The sequence below is a fragment of the Streptomyces sp. GC420 genome (assembly GCF_009916105.1).
GTDB lineage: Bacteria > Actinomycetota > Actinomycetes > Streptomycetales > Streptomycetaceae > Streptomyces.
Map to the genome: position 1 here is coordinate 1 of NZ_JAAAXQ010000148.1, position 17537 is coordinate 17537.

Annotated in this window: 19 protein-coding genes; 10 read left to right on the forward strand and 9 right to left on the reverse strand. The window is 71.0% G+C overall.

Translation table 11 applies throughout. The annotated features are described in order from the left end of the window. Positions 1-18 precede the first annotated feature (18 nt). Positions 19-1263 carry a GNAT family N-acetyltransferase gene (locus tag GUY61_RS19260; protein ID WP_166631443.1) on the forward strand — a complete coding sequence of 415 codons (1245 nt, stop codon included), beginning with the start codon at positions 19-21 and terminating at the stop codon, positions 1261-1263. A gap of 96 nt (positions 1264-1359) precedes the next feature. Here the strand turns inward: GUY61_RS19260 and GUY61_RS19265 are convergent, their stop codons facing one another. Beyond that, positions 1360-1551, reverse strand: a complete 192-nt coding sequence (locus tag GUY61_RS19265; protein ID WP_166631444.1) for a hypothetical protein — start codon at positions 1549-1551, stop codon at positions 1360-1362. A 166-nt stretch (positions 1552-1717) separates the two neighbouring features. On the opposite strand from GUY61_RS19265, the gene GUY61_RS19270 reads away from it, so the two are divergent. Beyond that, on the forward strand, positions 1718-2638 hold the full coding sequence (locus GUY61_RS19270; protein ID WP_208106185.1) for a winged helix-turn-helix domain-containing protein: 921 nt from the start codon (positions 1718-1720) through the stop codon (positions 2636-2638). Positions 2639-2651: 13 nt separating this feature from the next. Here the strand turns inward: GUY61_RS19270 and GUY61_RS19275 are convergent, their stop codons facing one another. Beyond that, positions 2652-2840, reverse strand: a complete 189-nt coding sequence (locus tag GUY61_RS19275) for a hypothetical protein (RefSeq protein WP_166631445.1) — start codon at positions 2838-2840, stop codon at positions 2652-2654. Positions 2841-2992: 152 nt separating this feature from the next. On the opposite strand from GUY61_RS19275, the gene GUY61_RS19280 reads away from it, so the two are divergent. Together GUY61_RS19280 and GUY61_RS19285 are read left to right on the forward strand one after the other, a co-directional pair. Next, positions 2993-3901, forward strand: coding sequence for a winged helix-turn-helix domain-containing protein (locus GUY61_RS19280; protein ID WP_166631446.1), 909 nt, complete (start codon positions 2993-2995; stop codon positions 3899-3901). Continuing rightward, positions 3901-4647 carry an HAD family phosphatase gene (locus GUY61_RS19285; RefSeq protein ID WP_313896737.1) on the forward strand — a complete coding sequence of 249 codons (747 nt, stop codon included), beginning with the start codon at positions 3901-3903 and terminating at the stop codon, positions 4645-4647. Before GUY61_RS19280 ends, GUY61_RS19285 begins: the two co-directional genes overlap by 1 nt. On the opposite strand, the gene GUY61_RS19290 is transcribed toward GUY61_RS19285, so the two are convergent. Then, complete coding sequence (locus tag GUY61_RS19290; protein ID WP_243766580.1) at positions 4638-4832, reverse strand: hypothetical protein; 195 nt, start codon at positions 4830-4832, stop codon at positions 4638-4640. The genes GUY61_RS19285 and GUY61_RS19290 overlap by 10 nt on opposite strands. Positions 4833-4971: 139 nt before the next feature. Between GUY61_RS19290 and GUY61_RS19295 the strand changes: the two genes are divergently transcribed. From GUY61_RS19295 to GUY61_RS19305, 3 genes are all read left to right on the forward strand, one after another. Next, on the forward strand, positions 4972-5829 hold the full coding sequence (locus tag GUY61_RS19295) for a winged helix-turn-helix domain-containing protein (RefSeq protein ID WP_166631447.1): 858 nt from the start codon (positions 4972-4974) through the stop codon (positions 5827-5829). A 264-nt stretch (positions 5830-6093) separates the two neighbouring features. Further along, a complete protein-coding gene (locus GUY61_RS19300) occupies positions 6094-8292 on the forward strand; it encodes an aminoglycoside phosphotransferase family protein (protein ID WP_166631458.1) in 2199 nt (732 codons plus the stop codon). Between the two features lie 25 nt (positions 8293-8317). After that, positions 8318-8587: a hypothetical protein gene (locus tag GUY61_RS19305; RefSeq protein WP_166631448.1), complete on the forward strand. Its 270-nt coding sequence runs from the start codon at positions 8318-8320 to the stop codon at positions 8585-8587. A 34-nt stretch (positions 8588-8621) separates the two neighbouring features. On the opposite strand, the gene GUY61_RS19310 is transcribed toward GUY61_RS19305, so the two are convergent. The 3 genes from GUY61_RS19310 to GUY61_RS19320 form a co-directional block, all read right to left on the reverse strand. Next, positions 8622-9743: an AraC family transcriptional regulator gene (locus tag GUY61_RS19310; protein ID WP_166631449.1), complete on the reverse strand. Its 1122-nt coding sequence runs from the start codon at positions 9741-9743 to the stop codon at positions 8622-8624. 51 nt (positions 9744-9794) lie between these two features. Next, positions 9795-10754, reverse strand: a complete 960-nt coding sequence (locus tag GUY61_RS19315; protein ID WP_166631450.1) for a D-2-hydroxyacid dehydrogenase family protein — start codon at positions 10752-10754, stop codon at positions 9795-9797. A gap of 197 nt (positions 10755-10951) precedes the next feature. Further along, entirely contained in the window at positions 10952-11425 is a 474-nt protein-coding gene (locus GUY61_RS19320; RefSeq protein WP_166631451.1) for a carboxymuconolactone decarboxylase family protein, read from the reverse strand. A 311-nt stretch (positions 11426-11736) separates the two neighbouring features. Here GUY61_RS19320 and GUY61_RS19325 point away from each other — a divergent pair, with 311 nt between their 5' ends. From GUY61_RS19325 to GUY61_RS19335, 3 genes are all read left to right on the forward strand, one after another. Continuing rightward, positions 11737-12192 (forward strand): helix-turn-helix domain-containing protein, encoded by a 456-nt coding sequence (locus tag GUY61_RS19325; protein ID WP_243766581.1) that lies wholly within the window; start codon positions 11737-11739, stop codon positions 12190-12192. A gap of 24 nt (positions 12193-12216) precedes the next feature. Beyond that, positions 12217-12858, forward strand: a complete 642-nt coding sequence (locus GUY61_RS19330; protein WP_166631452.1) for a hypothetical protein — start codon at positions 12217-12219, stop codon at positions 12856-12858. Positions 12859-12997: 139 nt separating this feature from the next. Further along, a complete protein-coding gene (locus tag GUY61_RS19335; protein ID WP_166631459.1) occupies positions 12998-13330 on the forward strand; it encodes a DUF2516 family protein in 333 nt (110 codons plus the stop codon). A gap of 213 nt (positions 13331-13543) precedes the next feature. Here GUY61_RS19335 and GUY61_RS19340 read toward each other — a convergent pair whose 3' ends face one another. The 3 genes from GUY61_RS19340 to GUY61_RS19350 all read right to left on the reverse strand — a co-directional run. Continuing rightward, a complete protein-coding gene (locus tag GUY61_RS19340; protein ID WP_166631453.1) occupies positions 13544-14932 on the reverse strand; it encodes a PP2C family protein-serine/threonine phosphatase in 1389 nt (462 codons plus the stop codon). Positions 14933-15400: 468 nt separating this feature from the next. Further along, positions 15401-16531, reverse strand: coding sequence for a C40 family peptidase (locus tag GUY61_RS19345; protein ID WP_166631454.1), 1131 nt, complete (start codon positions 16529-16531; stop codon positions 15401-15403). Positions 16532-16743: 212 nt separating this feature from the next. Next, a partial coding sequence (locus GUY61_RS19350) for a class I SAM-dependent methyltransferase (protein ID WP_243766582.1) occupies positions 16744-17537 on the reverse strand: 794 nt, incomplete at its 5' end.

Consider the following 17537-nt stretch of genomic DNA (forward strand, 5'->3'; position numbering starts at 1 on the left):
CCGCTCTAGCGTGACCCCATGAGCCTCGACGTCCGGACCATTTCCCGATCCGACCTCCGCGACTGGGCACGGGCCCTCAACACCGGTTTTCTCAGGCCGCCTTCGGTGTCGGACGAGGAGGTGGCGGACCGCGGCTCGTACGTCGACCCCGACCGTACCCAGGGCGCCTTCGACGGTGGCAGGTGCGTGGCCACCTTCCGTTCCTTCTCCCAGGAGGTCACCGCGGTGGGCGGTGCGGCCGTCGCCGCGAACGCGATCTCCAACGTCTCCGTCTCCCCGACCCACCGCCGCCGGGGCCTGCTCGGCCGGATGATGGCGAACGACCTCGCGGCGGCCAGGGAGCGCGGCGACGCCGTGGCCACGCTCATCGCGGCGGAGTACCCGATCTACGGACGGTACGGCTTCGGGCCCGCCACCTGGGCCACGGTGTGGGAGGTCGACGTGCCGCGGGCCGGGCTCGACCCACGCTGGTCGGGCCCGGAGTGCGGGGGGCGTATCGACCTGGTCGACGGCGCCGACGTGCGCAAGCTGGGGCCGGAGCTCTACGAGCGGCTGCGGCGCGCGCAGCCGGGGGCCATCGGCCGGGACGACCGCGGGTGGCAGATAGGCACCGGCCTGCTGAGGCTGGACAGGCATCCGTGGACCGAGCCCTTCCACGCCGTGTACCGCTCCGCGTCGGGGGAGGTGGAGGGGCTGATGACGTACCGGTCGGACGACGACTGGAACGACGCCAAGATGCCCGTGGACACCGCGACGGTGAGCGACATGATCGCGGTGACCCCGGCGGCCGAGCGCGCGCTGTGGCACTTCGTCTGCTCGGTGGACTGGATCGCCAGGGTCAGGAGCGGCTACCTCGCCCCGGACGCCCTGCTGCCGCTGCTTCTTCCCGACCCTCGGGCGGCCCGTACGGTCACGTACGCGGACTGGCTGTGGGTGCGGGTCCTCGACGTCGTACAGGCGCTCCAGGCGCGTACGTACGGGGCGGAGGCGAAGGTGGTCCTCGAGGTGCGGGACGGATCGGGGCTGTCCGGGGGGCGGTTCCGGCTCGACGCCTCGCGGGACGGGGCGAGTTGCCGGCCGACGACCGAGAACCCCGGCCTCGTGTTCGGTCTCACCGAACTGGGCGCGATCTGGCTCGGTGACGAGTCGGTTGCCCGCCTTGCGGCACTCGGCCGGGTGACCGAGGAGCGGCCGGGCGCGGCGGCGACCGCCGACGCCCTGTTCCGCACGTCCAGGCGTCCCTGGTGCCCGGACATGTTCTAGCGGTGGGATCGCACCCGGAGTGGAGCTTCGTTCGGTCCTTGCCCGGTCTTCGCCCGGGCCGGGGCTGATCTCGGCGGGCCGTGGCCGGGCCGTCGCTCAGCCGAGGATCGGCTGAGCGAGCAGCATGGCCAGGATCACGGCCCCGGCGCAGGTGGTCGGCGTGTGCTTGGCCTTGGCGCCCAGGGTGAGCATGACGAGCGCGACGACCCCCATGGCGCCGAACTGCCACTGGATGAGCTGTTCGAAGCCGAGGGCGAAGGCGGCGAGCGCGAGTGCGACGAGTGGCATGGCGGTTCCCCCTTGGAAGTACTGGACGTTGGTTGACCAACCTCGTGGGAACTTCCGCCAGCTCCTCCTGACTTGGTGGCCAACTTACTTGAAGTTGTCCCCTTTCGATGCCACCCCATAACCAGCATCATGGCAACTCCCCATAGATGGCGAAAAGTTGTACGGTTTGGCTGTGAGCCCGGAGGATGAGTCGGTCAGCGGCGCAAACGGTGCGAACGGCCTCGGCGGACGCAGGCCGAAGCACCATGAGGTGGCCGACGCGCTGCGCGCCAGGATCGCGTCCGGCCGGATGCGGCCGGGAGAGCGCATGCCCACCCAGGCCCGGCTGGCGGAGGAGTTCGGAGTCGAGCGCGGTGTGGTGCGCCAGGCCCTGCGGATCCTCCAGCGGGAACACCTGCTCACCAATGTGTCCAGGGGCAGCCCCGCCACGGTCGCCGCCCCCGGGGAGCACACCCGTGCCGGGACCGAACCGGCCCCCAGGCCCACGATGGTCGCCCTCGCGCCCCGCGTCGCCGAGGCCTTCTCCGCACCCCACGTCAGTATCGACGCGCTCTGCCTGACGGCCGGCTCCTTCACTCTGGCGCTGAGCGAACCGCTTCGGCTGATCCACGAGGGGCGTATCAAACCGGCCAAGGTCGACGTCCGGGTCCTGCTTCCCAGTCGTGACATCAACCTCGCCTTCCCCACGCCTGTCGCGGACGCGGAGGACGACCGGCCGCAGCGTCAGTGGCTGGCCCAGCGAAATGCCCAGGGCCAGGTCCTGCGGCACAATCTCCTGGCACTTCGCGCCACGCACGGCATCGATGTGAAGGTCGGCTTCCGCGCCCTGCCTTTCACGCCACCCGTGAAGCTCTATCTGCTGGGCGGGCGCGAGGCGCTCTTCGCCTACTACACGATCACCAAGCGCCAGGCGCAGATCGACCACGAGTCCCTGGAGATGTACGACACCCAGGGCACGCGCTCGATGCTCTTCTCCTTCCGCGCCGAGGGCGGCGGGCCGCGGGACGCCGCGTTCGTGGAGCAGTCCCGGCTGTGGTTCGACGCGCTGTGGAACACGATCACCACGGACCTGAGGTTCGGCCCGTAGGGCGAGGTGCGTCTCAGAGCGCAGGGCCGGCGACCAGCGCGGCCAGGATGGCCGCGCCGACGGCGCTGACCGGAGGGCTGTCGGCCTTGATCCCGACGGTCAGCAGGACCAGGCCGAGCAGGCCCATGGGTCCGTACCGCCACTGGACGAGCTGCTCGGTGCCCAGCGAGATCACAGCGAGGAGGAGTGCGATGGCAGGCATGGTGGTCCCTCCCTCTTCGGCGTCGGTGGAGGGTCCCGCTCCGCCAAATGCGGCCGAGTTGGCGACCAACTCCATTGCTGTTGTCCCCACTTGGTTGCGATCCATAAACAACTTCTAAACAACTTCCGCCTGATGGTCTTGAGTTGTAGCGTTTGGTCGTGACCGTGCAACAGGAACCACTGAACGGCGGCGGCAGGAAGCCCACGTATCACGAAGTGGCCGACGTGCTGCGCGAACGCATCCGGACCCGCGTCTACGCCGTGGGCACACGCATGCCGACCCAGGCCACCCTCGCCGACGAGTTCGGCGTCGAACGCGGCACGATCCGCCAGGCCCTGAAGATCCTCCAGGAGGAGGATCTGCTCACCGACGTCACCCGGGGCGTCCCCGCCACCGTCGCCGACCCCGCGCCCGCCCACACCAACGGCGTCCCGACACCGGCCGAACAGCCCCGGTCCACGATGGTCGCGCTGGCCCCCCGCATCACCGAGGCCTTCACCGCCCGCCACGTCCGCGTCGACGCGCTGTCGCTCACCGCGGAATCCCTGATGCTGGCCCTCCACGACCCGATCCGCAGCATCCACGAGGGCCGGGCGTGCCCCGAGGCCATCACGGTCCGCATCCTGCTACCCAGCCGGGAGATCGACCTGGCCTTCCCCGTCCCGGTGGACGACGCCAAGGCCGCCGAACTCCACGAACGCTGGCTCGCGATGCGCAACTCCCAGGGCCAGGTGCTGCGCCACAACCTCCAGGCCCTGCGCGCCACGCACGGCATCGACGTACGGGTGACCTTCCGCGCCCTGCCCTTCACCCCGCCGGTGAAGCTGTACATCCTCAACGGGCGGGAGGCGCTCTTCGCGTACTACACGATCACCAGGCGGGAGGAGCAGGTGAACGAGGAGCCCATGGAGATGTACGACGCGCTCGGCACCCAGTCCCTGCTGTTCCCCTTCGGCGCCGGACCCGAAGCCGGGTCGCGCGACAGCGCCTTCGTCGAGCAGTCCCAGAACTGGTTCGACGCCCTCTGGAACACAATCACCTCGGACCTGACACTCTCCTAGTGGCTTCCGATACGACATCCAAGGAAGAACTGGCGGCGCATGTGGTGGAGGAGCTCAGGGACCTGATCACCGGGGTGAAGTGCGTCCTCTTCGATTTCGACGGTCCGATCTGCCGGCTTTTCGCGGGCCACCGGGCGCATGCCGTCGCGGAGAGCCTGATCGACTGGCTGGAGGAACGAGGGCAGCACGTGCTGCTGACGGACGAGGAACGCGAGTCCGGCGATCCGCACGCCGTGCTGAGGGCCGTGGACCTGATCCACCCAGGCAGCGAGCTCGTCGAGGAACTGGAGGAGAGACTCACCGCGGAGGAACTCCACGCCACGGCGACCGCGTGGCCCACCCCGCACGCCGATCCGCTGGTGCGCACCTGGCGGGCAGTGGGGGTCCGGCTGGCCATCGCGACCAACAATTCCCCCAAGGTCGTGGAGCGCTACCTCGCCGACCGCGGCCTCACCGAGGCGTTCGGCCCGCACATCCACGGCCGCACCACCGAACTGGATCTGCTCAAACCCGATCCCGACTGCCTCCACCGCGCCCTCGCCTCGACCGGAACCCGCCCCGGCGACGCCCTGATGATCGGCGATACCCCCTCCGACCTGGAGGCGGCCAACCGGGCCGGCGTGCGCTTCCTGGGCTACGGACGGGACGAGCCCCGCATCCGGCGCCTCCACCGGGCCGGCGCGACGACGGTGGTCGACTCCCTGGAGCCGGTGCTGGCGCTGGTGAGGCGACTGGGTCAGGCCTGAGCGAGCTGCAGCAGAGCCAGAAGCCCCAGCCCGGCCGAGGCGCACCTGGCACTCCGGGTCCTGGCGCCGACGACGACCAGCGCGAGGCCGACCAGCCCCGCGTATCCGAAGCGCCACTGCACGAAGTGCGCGACGGTGGCCGCGAGTGCCTGTTCCGCGAGCATCGTGACGACCATGGCGATCATCCCCCTCCGACAAGTTCAGCCACTCGATGCACTTCTGGTCCAATTGGACTGGAAGGCTTGATATTGGCGTCCCCTGTGGGGTGGATCCACTAACGTGGGCGAGGCAACGGCATGCCAACTTGTCTGAAAGTAGTGGACGATGAGTGAGGAAACCGCTGACGGAGGCGGCACGGAGTTCCGGCGCGTCGTGGAGTCGCTGCGCGCCCGGATGGGTGACGGCACCTACCGGCTGGGGGACTCGCTTCCCACCCAGCGCAGGCTGGCCCAGGAGTTCGGAGTCTCCCGGGACACCGTCCAGCGGGCTCTGCGGGAACTCGCCAACGAGGGGTGGGTCCAGAGCCGCCAGGGCAGCGGCACCCGGGTCATCAAGGCCCAGCGCATACACTCCGCCGCCGACACGCGCCCCCGCCCCCGGCTCGGGCCGTTCATCGGCGAGGCGTTCGAGGCCGAGGAAGTGACCCTGGACGTCTTCACCCTCACTTCGGAGTCCCTGGACGTCCACGTCCGGCTGCAGGCGGAACGGGTGAGGGCCGGAGAGATCGCTCCGCAGGACATCACCGTACGGCTGCTGCTGCCCCATGAGAGCACCCGGCTGGCCTATCCGAGGGCGAAAGAGGACCCGGAGGACATGCGTCCTCTGGACCGGCTGCGGGACATCAGCCGCCGGCACACGGCATCCCTGCGCTCGGCCCTTCTCGATCTGCGTGCGGAAGGCCTGGTGCCGCACGTGGACGTGCAGATCAGGCGGGTTCCGCTCACCCCCGGCTTCAAGCTCTACCTGCTGGGCGGCACCCAGGCGCTGCACGGTTTCTACGAGGTGCTCGACCGCCCCATCGAACTGGACAATGGGGAAGTGCTGGGTGCGATCGACGCGCTGGGCCTGGGAGCCACCCTCTTCCACTACTCCGAGGACGGCGACCCGGGTTCGCAGGGATCGCTCTTCGTCAGCGCCGCGCAGGCGTGGTTCGACTCCCACTGGGACCTTCTGGGCACCTGAACGGGCCCTGGCGGGCGCGGGCGCCGGGTCGGCTGTCCGGCGGACAAAGAGGCCGGTTTAACTCGCTTGGGTTACGGGTAGATCAAGTGGCTCTGCGCGGCGGGGTATTGAGCGTTACGGTGTGCGCATCGGCATCGATGTCCCTGCGTGCATATTCAGGAGCGGCCCGTGGTCGAACCCGCTGTGGCCGCTCGCCCCGCCACGGAACGTGCCCCACTGGACGTATTCGGCGAGTTCGTGCGCCACGCCCTGCATCACGGTGAGATGACGCGCGGTTACCACAACCGGAACTTCCGGGTGGCCCTCACCGATTCCATGGCCCGACTGGTGGGGCGAGAGCCGGGGGTGTCGGTCACCGTGCGGCGCCGACTGCCCGACCCGTCACCCGTGGTCATCAGAACCTGGCAGGACGAGTCCCAGATCCTTGACGCGATCCATGACGCCCTGCCCCATGTGCCGCAGTGCCTGGGCAAGTACGGCGACACCGCGGTGCATAGTTATGTGGAGGGCGTGCCGCTCTCCAGCATCTGCCAGAACGGAAAACCCGTCGATTCCCGCCTGATCGGCGCTCTGGCGGAGCTGCTCGCCCAGATGGTCAGGGTCAGACGGGAGGACCTTCCCGATCTTCCCCCGAACTGGCCCGACAACAAGGACAGCCGTTCCTTTCTGCGGACCCTTGCGCTCCGTACCGAGCAGCAGGTCCGTCGGCCCAATTGGACCGAATTCGGCGGGCTGTTCGCGGCACTGGGCATTCCAGAGGACGCCATGACCCGTTTCGCGGAGCGCGTCCCGCCCATGGCCCGCCGGCCGTTCAGCCTGCTCCACACGGACCTGCACCGTGACAACGTGATCGTCTCCTATCAGGGCTCACTGCCCCTGATCTGCGTCGACTGGGAACTGGCCACCTACGGGGATCCGCTGCACGACCTGGCCACCCATCTGGTGCGCATGCGGTACCCCGACTCCCAGTGGCAGGAGGTCAAGGACGCCTGGTACCGGGCCATGCGGCAGGTCCGGCCCACCGCCGTGAGCGGCATCGAGACAGACCTGCGTCACTACCTGGCCTTCGAGCGGGCGCAGAGCGTGTTTCCGGACGTGATCCGCGCGGCGAAGTCCCTGGGCGACGAGCAGGACCCGGCCGGTCTGGAAGAAGCCGCCGAGTCGGTGGTGCACGCGCTCCGGGCCGCCCGCGATCCGCTCCGCCTCGGCAGGGAGCCCCGGCAGGGCGAGGTGGAAGGGATCCTCTACCGCTGGCATGCCGCGCGCCCCGGACGCCGCGCCCGGCGGACGGGGCCGATCGACTACGTCAGGGCGACCGGTCTGCCGCAGGAAGTGGTGGGAGAGGCGCTGGTAGCGGAAGGAGCGGCCCGCGCCGACCAGGTGTACAAGGGGACGGGCCATCTCAACACGGTGGTGCGGGTGCGCGGTCTGCCGGAACCGGTCGTCGTACGCCGCAAGCTGCCCTCGGCGAGCAGTCGGCGGGAGCCCTGCTTCCTGGAGGAGCACGTTGTGCTGCGGGCGCTGGACACCGCGGGCTGTCGCGTCCGCGTGCCCACGGTCCTGGCCCGGGGCACGAGCGAACGCGGGAACCGTTTCGAACTGCACACTTACGTCGGCCCGCACGATCCGCTCCGGCCGCCGAGCCACCCGGTCGCAGGGCTGCGTCTGAACGAGGCGGACGACCTGGTCGACCAGTTGTGCGCCCTGGCGGAGGCCGACCTCGGGCATCTGGACCCGACCGTGGCGGACGGCACCTTCTACGAGTGGCTGAGCGACCAACTTGTGGGTCTGGTCGCGGCACTGCCCAAGGAGTCGATGCGACTGGCAAGGGTGCTCGGGCTCCCGGACGCGCACCGGCTGAAGGAGATTCTGCGCACGCGCGCGGTCACCCCCCGCAGACGCGTCCTGCTGCACGGCGACCTCAACCCGTGGAACCTGGTCAGGGACGAGGAGAGCCGGGGTCTCGTCATCATCGACTGGGAGATGGCCATGGTCGGCGATCCCCTGTACGACCTGGTGCGGCACCTGCACCTGACCCCCCACAGCGCCGAGATCCGGCAGCGGATGTTCGAACGGTGGGGCGCAAAGCTGAGTGAGGAGTACACGCGCGGCTGGGCGACGGACGCCCACACCTATCGGTGGATCGAGACCGTGCGCTCCGCCTACGTCGATCTGGACCGTCTGGTGACCGGGTCGGACCTGGACGCTCCCAATGTCCGCAGAGCGGTGGACTCCTACGCCGTGACGCTGTCCGCGGCCAGAGCCTCGTTGGGCCTGCGCGGTGCCCACACGTCGAACCCCTATCTTGCCCTGGCGCTTCCCCAGGGCGACCATGTCATGTCCGGGGTAAGTGAGCTGAGTCTCGTCCGGCCGGTCCAGGGGTTCATGGGCAAAGCAGGGGGGCGCGCATGGCTGGGGGAAGACCGGACAATGGTGCCCGCAGCGGGGTCCGGGCCCGCCTGAGGGGCTATCAGGACCGGGCCACGTCGTGGTCGTCGAGCCCGCGGCGATCGCCGAGGCCGAGGAGCGCGGCCTGAACCGGCTGTACGTCGTCCTCACCCGGGCGGTCTCGCGGCTCGACGTCCTGCACGCGCGACCACTGCCGTTCGCGGTGCCGGACGGCTGGTCGGAGGGCTCGGCGGGCGGTGGGCCGCAGTGGGCGGAGACGGCCCGGCGGCCTGAGCCGGGGGGCCGGGGATCCGGGGCCGGCGGCCGAGCCGCGGCCCGGTGGCGCGGCATGGACGGTGACACGGGTTGAGGAAACGGTTCTGCAGAAGGGTCGGCGGCAGGGCTCAGGGTTGCCCGCGCCCCGTGGCCCCGGCGGTCGTCCAGGCGCTGCGGAACTCGCCGGGCGTCACACCGGCGTGGTGGGTGAAGAACTTGCCGAAGTTCGTCGCCTCGGTGAATCCGAGCCGGCGGCCGACCGTGACGGCCGGCATGTCGGTGTGCGCCAGCAGCCGCTTGGCCTCCAGGACCACCCTGCCGTCCACGACCTGCTTGGCGGACCGGCCGGTGGCGGCCCGGCAGACGCGGTTGAGGGTCTTGGCGGAGTAGCCGAGCAGCCGGGCGTAGACCTCGACCTGCCGGGTGCGGTCGAAGTGGCACTCCAGCTCGCGCCTGAACCGCCGGTACGTCGCCCGGACCTCGCTCCTGACGGCGCGGTCGCCCCCGGCGTCCTCCCCGGGCGGCAGCGGCAGGGCCGCGATCCGCAGCAGCAGGACCGTCAGCTGGTGGGACAGCAGCTCGACGCCGAGCGGCGGGGTCACCGTGCCGGGCCCCGCGGGCGCCGACATGCCGCAGGCGGTCGCGTAGTCCTCGGCGAGCTGCCGCACGGTAGCCGTGACGGTCGTGCGGGCCTGGGGCGCGAGTCTCCAGACGCCGATGTCGTACGTGTCGTCCAGGAGCCGGCGCAGGCTCGGCGAGCGGGACGGCGCCGAGGGGGCGAACCGCACGGCGTACCCGTCGAGGCCGGGCGGCGCCACCGGGTCCCGCCGCACCTGCCCGGGCCGCAGCCACAACAGGGTGCCGGGGGCGCACTCGTGGTCGGTGAAGTCGACGTTCTCCGCGCCGTGTCCGGATTCGACCAGGACGAGCTCGTGCAGCTCCAGCCGTACGGGGCGGTCCGTGATCGCGGGTTCCCGTTTGCGCAGCTCGGTGAGCGTCAGGGCTTCGATGCTCAGGCCCGGACGGCCGGGGTGGTCCGACCTCCCCGGCCCGAGAGGATGACCGACGAGCGCGGCCGGTGCCGTGGTCTCGAAGTCCTCGAAGGCGTCCCGGCCTCCGTGCAGCTCGTAGGGGTCGTGGGTCTCGTGGATCTCGCTGACCTCACCGACCTCGCGCACATCAAGGCCCTCGTGAACGCCGTAGACCCCGTCAGTCGCGTCAGTCGAGTCGATGTGTCCCGAATTGACCATGGTGACTCCTGAACCTCTCCGCACACGCGGACACACCCCCATCGTGCAGCATCAGTTCAGCACGCGTATCGGCGAGCCCGCGAGGAACGCGCGGATGTTCTCCACGGCCTGGCCGTAGTACGCGCGGTAGTTGTCCTGCGAGACGTAGCCCAGATGGGGGGTGGCCAGCAGCCGGGGCAGCGAGCGCACCGGATGGGCGGGCGGCAGCGGCTCCACGTCGAACACATCGAGGCCGGCGCCCGCGATCGCGCCCTCCCGCAGGGCCGTGTACAGCGCCTCCTGGTCGACGATCGCCGCCCGCGAGGTATTGACCAGATACGCGGTCGGCTTCATCAGCGCCAGTTCCGGCGCACCCAGCAGTCCTCGCGTGCGGTCACCCAGCGCCAGGTGCACGGAGACGAAGTCACTGGACCCCAGGAGCTCCTCCTTGGACGCGGCGAGCCCGACGCCCACCTCGTCGGCCCGCTCCTCGGTCAGGTTCTGGCTCCACGCCACGACCTCCATCCCGAAGGCGAGCCCGACCGCGGCCACCCGGCTGCCGATCTTGCCCAGGCCCAGCAGACCCAGCCGCCGGCCGTGCAGATCGGCCCCGACCGTGCTCTGCCAGGGGCCGCCCGTGCGCAGGGCCGTGTTCTCGGTCACGATGCCGCGCGCCAGGCCCAGGATCAGCGCCCAGGTGAGCTCGACCGGAGGCGTCGACGAACTCGTCGTCCCGCACACGGTCACGCCGTGCTCCCGTGCCGCGGCGAAGTCGATCACCGAGTTGCGCATACCGGAGGCGATGAGCAGCCGCAGCTCGGGCAGACGGGCGAAGAGCGAGGCGGGGAACGCGACGCGCTCGCGCAGGGTGACGACCGCCTGGAAGCCGGCGAGTGCCCCGGCCAGTTCCTCCTCCGTCGCGAAATGCCGGTCGAAGGAGACCATCTCCACGTCCCCGGTGATCGCGCCCCAGTCGGCGGACGAGGCAGCGGTCCCCTGGAAATCGTCGAGCACGGCACAGCGCAGCTTCATCGGTTCTGTTCCTCTTTCCCGTCCTTCGCCACGGCGGTCTCCGCCCGGACCCCGCTGCTTCTCGTGCTCGCCAACGCCCGGGGGCCGCCGCCCGTTCCCCACGAGCCGCGGTCGCCTCGCCCGGAAACGACCGGTCGGCCGGGGTGTGTGATGCCGCAACCGTGAGGTCACCGGCGGTCCTGGCCGGGCACTCCCGGTCAGCCGAACTGGCCGGGCCGGTAGTCGCCGGCGGGCTGCTGGATGATGACGTTCCCGCGATTGAAGGCGTTGATGAGGGCGATGGTGCACACCAAGGCGGCGAGCTGCTCCTCGTCGTAGTACTTGGCGGCATTCGCCCAGGCCTCGTCCGTGACGCCGCCGGCCGCGTCGGCGATGCGGGTGCCCTGCTCCGCCAGCTCCAGGGCGGCGCGCTCGGCGTCGGTGAAGACCGTGGCCTCGCGCCAGGCCGCGACCAGGTTGAGGCGGGTCGAGGTCTCGCCGGCGTGCGCGGCGTCCTTGGCGTGCATGTCGGTGCAGAAACCGCAGCCGTTGATCTGACTGGCGCGGAGTTTCACCAGTTCCTGCGTCGCGGCCGGCAGCGTCGAGTCCCCCAGCACCTTGCCCGCGGCGACGATGTGCTTCATGAAGTTGGCCGCGACCGGGCTGGCGAAGAGGTTCAACCGAGCTTCCACGGTGCACACTCCTGTGTCGTTGTCGGTGGTTGCACCTCTTCGACGGAACGACCCCGCAGGGTTGTGACACGAACGAATGTGACCTGCGTCTCCCCTCCGGCGCCGCGGCAGCCCGTCCCGTTCCCCCCGAGCCTGCTCCGTTTCGCCCTTCCTACCGGAAGAGAGGGGCGCGTGAGCCCCGGACCGGGGGCAGGGCTGAACTCCGGGAGACAGGGGCGGCGACGGGCCGGCCGGGTGGTTCCGGCGTGGCGCGGAACACTATTGCAAGCACTCGCTTGCAATTGTTAGCGCCGTGGGTGCAGCATCGAGGTATGGCATCACTCCATGTCGGAAATCTCGGCGAGTATCTGCGCGAGCAGCGCCGCACGGCCCAGCTGTCGCTGCGGCAGCTCGCCGATGCCGCCGGGGTGTCCAACCCGTACCTCAGCCAGATCGAGCGCGGTCTGCGCAAGCCCAGCGCGGAGATTCTGCAGCAGCTCGCGAAGGCACTGCGGATCTCGGCCGAGACGCTGTACGTCCGGGCCGGAATCCTCGACGCGGAGCGGGAGATGGACGAGGTCGAGGTGACGAGCGTGATTCTCGCCGACCCCTCGATCAACGAGCGGCAGAAGCAGGTGCTGCTCCAGATCTACGAGTCCTTCCGCAAGGAGAACGCCGCGAGTGCCTTCGGTGCCGCCGGCGCCCAGGGGCACCCCGGCGCGGGCGATGCCGGCGGCGGAGCTGCCGACGGCGGCGCCGCCGTACCCCAAGACCCCCAAGCCAGCTGAAGCGATCCCGGGAGGATCACCGTCATGGCCATCACCGAAGACCTGCGCAAGGCCATCACCGACCCGAAGCCCCTCTACTTCGCCGCCGGCACCGTCGCCTACGCCGCGGAGAAGACCCCGGAGCTGATCCAGAAGCTCCGTACGGAGGCGCCCGCCCGGATCGAGGCCGTGCGCGGCACCGACCCCAAGACCGTGCAGGAGCGGGTGGCCACGCAGGCCAAGGAGGCGCAGGCGACCGTGCAGGCGAAGGTCCACGAGGTGCTCGGCACCCTGGACACCGACCTGAAGAAGCTGGGCGAGACGGCCCAGGACCTGGCCCTCAAGAGCGTCGGCGTGGCCGCCGAGTACGCCGTGAAGGCCCGTGAGGCGTACGAGCGGGTCGCCGAGCACGGCGAACAGGCCGTGCGGCAGTGGCGCGGCGAGGCGGCAGAGGAGATCGAGGAGTTCGCCATCGCCGTCGAGCCCGAGCCCGCGCCCGCCCCGAAGCCGGCCGAGGCCAAGCCCGTCACCGAGACGCCGAAGCCCGCCGCGGCCGCGCCCGCCCCGAACCCGGCCGAGGCCGGGCCCGCGGAGGCGAAGGCCGCGCCGGTCAAGCCGGTCGTCGCGAAGAAGGCCCCGGCAGCCCGCAAGCCCGCCGCCAAGAAGACCACGCCGCCGACGAAGTGACGGAGCGGAGACCCGCCGCGCGCGGGGCAACGCGATACGAGTGGACGGGCGGGGCACCTCAGGGGTGTCCCGCCCGTTCTACGGGTACGGTGGCGATGGCCGGACGGTGTACACACAGGAGGCGGTGGGCGTTGTGCTGATGCAGGGGTTCTCGAATCTGCTCTGGTTGCTTTCGATGGCCGTGCTCGGCCTCAGCCTTTTCGCGCTGATCGACGCGGCGATCCGCCGCGAGGACGCCTTCCGCGCCGCCGACAAGAAGACCAAGCCGTTCTGGCTGATCGTCCTCGGCCTCGGCGTGGTGGTGAACCTGCTCTTCGGGATCCTGTCGTTCCTGCCGATCATCGCCCTGATCGCCTCGATCGTGTACATCGTGGACGTGCGCCCGGCGGTGCGGCAGATCTCCGGCGGCGGTCCCCGCCGCGGCGGCAGCAGCAGCGACGGTCCCTACGGGCCGTACAACGGCGGCCGTTAGTCGCGTGGTCCGTCAGCCGCGCAGTCCGGCAGTCGCGCGGTCCGTCAGCCGCGCGGTCCCGCAGTCCCGCAGTCGCGCAGTCCGGTCATCGTGCGGCCGCGCGGAGCCGTGCAGACCCGCGGTCCCGTTTCCCCGCGCTCGGACGGCCCGGCGGCACGGAGCCCCGGATCGCGGGAGCGGGCGCCGACGGGGCGAGCGGCAGGCAGCGCGGTCTCAGGAGTCGCGGTCCAGGAGCAGGACGGCGACATCGTCCGTCAGCTCTCCGCCGTTCAGGTCCCTGGCCTGCGTCAGCGTGGCGTCGAGCAGGGCCTCGCCGTGCGTCCCGTCCGCCACCGTACGGTCGACGAGTTCCACCAGCCCTTCCTGCCCGAGCCTGCGGCTGCCCGCACCGACGCGGCCCTCGATCAGCCCGTCGGTGAACATCATCAGGCTCCACGACTTGCCCAGCTTCACCTGGTGGCGCGGCCAGCGCGCGCCCGGCAGCAGGCCCAGGGCCGGACCGCCCTCGGTGTCCGGCAGCAGCGCCCCGGTGTGCCGGGCCTCGCGCAGCAGCAGCGGGGCGGGGTGCCCGGCCAGGCAGACGCCGGCCCTGCGGCCGTCCGCGGCGATGTCCACCGTGCAGAGCGTCGCGAAGATTTCGTCGCTGGCGCGCTCGTGCTCCAGCACCTTCTGCATGGTGCAGAGCAACTCGTCCCCGCACAGCCCGGCGAAGGTCAGGGCGCGCCAGGCGATCCGCAGCTCCACGCCGAGCGCCGCCTCGTCGGGGCCGTGCCCGCACACGTCGCCGATCATGGCGTGGACCGTGCCGTCCGGGGTGCGCACGGCGTCGTAGAAGTCTCCGCCGAGCAGAGCGCGGGAGCGGCCGGGGCGGTAACGGGCGGCGAACCGCAGGTTGGAGCCGTCCAGCAGCGGCGTGGGCAGCAGCCCTCGCTCCAGCCGCCGGTTCTCCTGGGCGCGCAGCCGGGACTCGGCGAGCTTGTACTGGGCGATGTCGGCGCGCTTGCGCTCCACGGCGTACCGGATGGCGCGGCTGAGGACCCGCTCGTCGAGTTCGTGGCGGAAGAGGAAGTCCTGTGCGCCGACCCGTACGGCCTCGGCGGCCCGCTCGGCGTCCGACTCCGCGGTGAGGGCGAGTACGGCGTGCCGGGGCGCGAGCCGCAGTACGGCGCGCAGCACCTCGAGTTCGTCGGCGTCGGCGCCCTCACGGCCGCCGGGCAGCGAGAGGTCGAGCAGGATGCAGCTGACGTCGTCGGTCAGCAGTCGCTCGGCCTCGGTGAGATTGCGGGCGGTGCGGACACGGATGCGCTTGCCGGACGCGTCGGACATCTCGGGCAGCGTGAAGGTGGCCGTCGGGTCGTCCTCGATGACGAGGAGGGTCAGTCCGGTCTCGGCCGGCGACGGTGCGGGGGTTGTGGGTGCGCTCATTGCGGGACTCGCCGTACGGGGGGCCGGCGCGGCCTGGGCTGCCCCGGCGGTCCGTACGGACGGTGCGGAGCTCGGTGGCGGAGTGCTGTGGGTCTGCGTCCTGGCAGGTGACGGCGACTCGGCCTGACCACTCTCCACGGCCGGGATCTCCCTCTGCCGCGGTATGGGTGCGGGCATCGCTGAAGTTCCTTCCCTCCCCCCAGGGCAACTTCCAGGGACCATAGCGGTAGGCCGTGGCCAAGAGGAATGGTGAGCCACGCAACTCCGTTGTCATATGCCGCATCTCTGGCGGCTTTTGGCATTTGCCGAGGTCCGTGGGGATGACGAACATCACGCTCTCGGGCCGCGGCCCGTCTGTGACGGCCGCCACCCGCCGGACGGGGGTCCGGTCCGCCGCGGGGCGGTCGGCCCCGGCCTCTCCCCGGCCTTCGCGCCGGACCGCCGGTCCGCACGTCCTTCCGGGCTCCCTACGGCTCATTCCCGGGCTCCGGACCCGGCCCTGACGTGGTTCCCGGAGCCCCGGAGCCCCGGAGCTGGGGTGCCGGGGTGCCGCTCCGTCCGTCCTGCCCATACCCGGCGGCCTTCCGTACTGCCCACCCGCCGAAGTCACCCGGCCGGGTCACCCGACGACGTAAATTGCCGGGATCACTTGTCCGGGCGCACCACGCCCAGGATCGGCATCGAGCCGGCGCCCGCGATGGTGACGTTGCGCCCGGGGCGCGGGGCGTGCACCATCGCGCCGTCACCGACGTACATGGCGACGTGACTGGCGTCCTTGTTGTAGATGATCAGGTCGCCGGGACGCATGTCCTTGATGTCGATGCGGGGCAGCAGTCGCCACTGCTCCTGCGAGGTGCGCGGGATCGTCACACCGGCGGCCGCCCAGGCCTGGGACGTCAGTCCCGAGCAGTCGAACGTCTTCGGGCCCTCGGCGCCCCACTCGTACGGCTTGCCGATCTGGGCCGTCGCGTAGGCCACGGCAGCCTTGCCGCCCTTGCTCGCCGTGGCGTCGATCTCGTCGAGGACACCGGAGTCGAGCCAGGCGTTCTGCGCTTTGTACTGCGCCTGCTTCTCCAGTTCTTCGAGGCGCTCGCGCTCCTTCTCCTCGAGGGTCGACTCCAGCGCCTTGGCCTCCGCGATCTTGCGGCGGATCTCCTGCCTGGCGGCGGCCTTCTTCTTGCGGTTCGCCTCCAGCAGCTTCCACTGGGCGCTGGCGTCCTTCGCGTCCGCCTGGAGGCCCTCCTGGGTGCGGATCATCTCGCCGAGCAGGCCACTGGTGGCGTGTGCCTCCTGGCGCGCCTGGCTGAGGCCGTTCAGGAAGTCCTCGGGGTCGTCGCCGAGGACGAGGCGCGCCTCGGGGGGCAGCCCACCGGTGCGGTACTGCGCGCGGGCTGCCGCGCCGGCCTGGGCCTTGAGGCGGTCCAGCTTCTTCTGGCCCGCGGTGATCTCCTTGGCCAGCTCCACGATGCGCTCGGACTGCTTCTCCGCCTTCTCCTCCGCGAGGTTGTAGGCGTCGGTGGCGGCGGCCGCCTCGTGGTACAGCGCGTCGAGCTCCTTGCGGACCGCTTCGAGCCGCTCGGTACTGAGGGTGCTCCCGTCGTCCCCGCTGCCGGCGGCGCCGTCACTCTCATTGCCGGCGCTCGGACGGGGGCTCGGAGTCGAACTCGGTCCGTCCGGCTTCGGTGCGGCGTATGCCGTGCCGGGCAGCCCGCCGAGCACTGTCACCGCGCACACCAGCGCCGTCGCCGCAACGATCGCGCCTCGCTTGCCCTGCACACGCACCGTGAGTCCCCCCAGGCACAGAAACTGATTATCAGTCAGTAGCAAATCGGTCCGGTCCGGATGGTGCCATGTTGCCGCCCGATGCGACAGATGCAATGACGAACAAGATCCGACGCAGGTTCCCAAACCCACCCGTATGGGGGAGGTTTCGCGGAGGACGCAAGCATCCTCCGCGCGCCCGTGCCGGCGCCCAGGCGTGGGCGGGGTCAGTCGCGCGGCGCCAACGCGTCCCAGCGGACGGTCAGTTCGCCCTGCCGCCACCGCCCCGGACCGTCCGTCAGCGGCCAGCCGTCCTCGACGAGCCGGCGCGCCGTCCTGATCCAGCGCTGCCGCGCCCCGTACGCCGCGTACGGCGCCGCCGCCGCCCACGCGCGGTCGAAGTCGCGCAGAAAGGCATGCACCGGTTCCCCCTGAACATTCCGGTGGATCAACGCCTTCGGCAGCCGCTCCGCCAGGTCGGAGGGGCGCGCGAGGGAGCCCAGCCGGGTGGCGAACGTCACCGTACGCGGGCCCTCGGGACCCAGTGCCACCCACACGTGTCGCCGCCCGATCTCGTCGCAGGTTCCCTCCACCAGCAGCCCGCCCGGGGCGAGCCGTGCGCACAGCCGCTCCCACACGGCGGGCACCTCCCGCTCCTCGTACTGACGCAGCACGTTCGCCGCCCGTACGAGGTGAGGGCGGCGGGGGAGCGGGATCTCGAAGCCGCCGTGCAGGAAGGCCAGCCCCGGGCGCTCGTACGGTTTGGCCGCGGCGACGCGCGCCGGGTCGATCTCGATGCCGGCCACCTCGACGGCGGGCGCCGCGGTGCGCAGCCGGGACAGCAGCTCCACCGCGGTCCACGGGGCCGCTCCGTAGCCGAGGTCGACGGCCAGCGGGGCGTCGGCCCGGCGCAGTGCGGCGCCGTGCGTGGCGGCGATCCAGCGGTCCATGCGGCGCAGCCGGTTGGGGTTGGTGGTCCCGCGGGTGATCGCCCCGACAGGGCGTGAGGGGGCGGGGACGC

Bases quoted from the DNA above. Each gene is read 5' to 3' on its own strand.
- GUY61_RS19315 (WP_166631450.1), bottom strand. From the start codon at position 10,754: ATGAAGCTGCGCTGTGCCGTGCTCGACGATTTCCAGGGGACCGCTGCC.
- GUY61_RS19290 (WP_243766580.1), bottom strand. From the start codon at position 4,832: ATGATCGCCATGGTCGTCACGATGCTCGCGGAACAGGCACTCGCGGCC.
- GUY61_RS19335 (WP_166631459.1), top strand. From the start codon at position 12,998: ATGCAGGGGTTCTCGAATCTGCTCTGGTTGCTTTCGATGGCCGTGCTC.
- GUY61_RS19310 (WP_166631449.1), bottom strand. From the start codon at position 9,743: ATGGTCAATTCGGGACACATCGACTCGACTGACGCGACTGACGGGGTC.
- GUY61_RS19275 (WP_166631445.1), bottom strand. From the start codon at position 2,840: ATGCCTGCCATCGCACTCCTCCTCGCTGTGATCTCGCTGGGCACCGAG.
- GUY61_RS19340 (WP_166631453.1), bottom strand. From the start codon at position 14,932: ATGCCCGCACCCATACCGCGGCAGAGGGAGATCCCGGCCGTGGAGAGT.
- GUY61_RS19265 (WP_166631444.1), bottom strand. From the start codon at position 1,551: ATGCCACTCGTCGCACTCGCGCTCGCCGCCTTCGCCCTCGGCTTCGAA.
- GUY61_RS19300 (WP_166631458.1), top strand. From the start codon at position 6,094: ATGACGCGCGGTTACCACAACCGGAACTTCCGGGTGGCCCTCACCGAT.
- GUY61_RS19295 (WP_166631447.1), top strand. From the start codon at position 4,972: ATGAGTGAGGAAACCGCTGACGGAGGCGGCACGGAGTTCCGGCGCGTC.
- GUY61_RS19260 (WP_166631443.1), top strand. From the start codon at position 19: ATGAGCCTCGACGTCCGGACCATTTCCCGATCCGACCTCCGCGACTGG.
- GUY61_RS19325 (WP_243766581.1), top strand. From the start codon at position 11,737: ATGGCATCACTCCATGTCGGAAATCTCGGCGAGTATCTGCGCGAGCAG.
- GUY61_RS19330 (WP_166631452.1), top strand. From the start codon at position 12,217: ATGGCCATCACCGAAGACCTGCGCAAGGCCATCACCGACCCGAAGCCC.